Annotated in this window: 1 protein-coding gene; it reads right to left on the bottom strand. The window is 73.2% G+C overall.

Annotated features, from left to right (window positions below):
- A partial coding sequence (locus Ato02nite_RS52790; protein WP_213013989.1) for a hypothetical protein occupies window positions 1-1,146 on the bottom strand: 1,146 nt, incomplete at both ends.

The raw sequence follows: 1,146 nt of genomic DNA, 5'->3' as shown, positions 1-1,146 counted from the left end.
GGACGCCGCCGGACTCAACGTGACAGACGAGGGCCACCCCGGCAGGGGTCGGCCCTCGTTTGCGTTTTTGCGTATGGCCCTGAGTAACTTTGAGTGTCGAGGCGAAGCCCGCCTGTCTGGGCCGCCGAACCGGAAGGATTGATCCGTGAGTACTGGACCGCAGGACGGCGGCTCCCGCGACCGCGATGACGAGCGCGGCGCAGGCCGAAGCAGGGACGGAGACTCGTCCTCCCGTGGTGGTCGGTCCTCCGGCGATCGCGGCGGCTACCGAGACCGCCCGCAGGGCGACCGGGGCGGCTATCAGGGCCGGCCGCAAGGCGACCGTGGTGGTTACCAGGGCGGCGGTGACCGCGGCGGCTTCCGTGGCGGTGACCGTCCGCAGGGCGACCGCGGTGGTTACCAGGGTGGCGGCGACCGCGGTGGTTACCGCGGTGGCGACCGTCCCCAGGGTGACCGGGGCGGCTTCCGTGGCGGTGACCGTCCCCAGGGTGACCGTGGTGGTTATCGGGGTGGCGACCGTCCGCAGGGTGACCGTGGCGGGTTCCGTAGTGACCGTCCGCAGGGCGACCGTGGTGGCTTCCGTAGCGACCGTCCCCAGGGTGACCGTGGTGGTTACCAGGGTGGCGGCGACCGCGGCGGTTTCCGCGGTGGCGACCGTCCGCAGGGTGACCGTGGTGGTTATCGGGGTGGCGACCGTCCGCAGGGTGACCGTGGCGGGTTCCGTAGTGACCGTCCGCAGGGCGACCGGGGCGGCTATCAGGGCCGGCCGCAAGGCGACCGGGGCGGCTACCAGGGTGGCGGTGACCGGGGCGGCTTCCGCGGCGGCGACCGTCCGCAGGGTGACCGTGGTGGTTTCCGTGGCGGCGACCGTCCGCAGGGTGACCGTGGTGGTTTCCGTGGCGGTGACCGTCCGCAGGGTGACCGGGGCGGGTTCCGTAGTGACCGTCCGCAGGGCGACCGTGGTGGCTACCAGGGTGGCGGCGACCGGGGAGGGTTCCGCGGTGGCGACCGTCCGCAGGGCGACCGCGGCGGGTTCCGTAGCGACCGACCCCAGGGCGACCGTGGCGGTTTCCGTGGCGGCGACCGTCCGCAGGGCGACCGTGGCGGGTTCCGTAGCGACCGGCCCCAGGGTGACCGTGGTGGTTA

The organism is Paractinoplanes toevensis (assembly GCF_018332695.1).
GTDB classification, from domain to species: Bacteria; Actinomycetota; Actinomycetes; order Mycobacteriales; family Micromonosporaceae; genus Actinoplanes; species Actinoplanes toevensis.
Note: the sequence above shows the minus strand (reverse complement) of the source record. Positions and strands in the feature narration are given on the sequence as shown.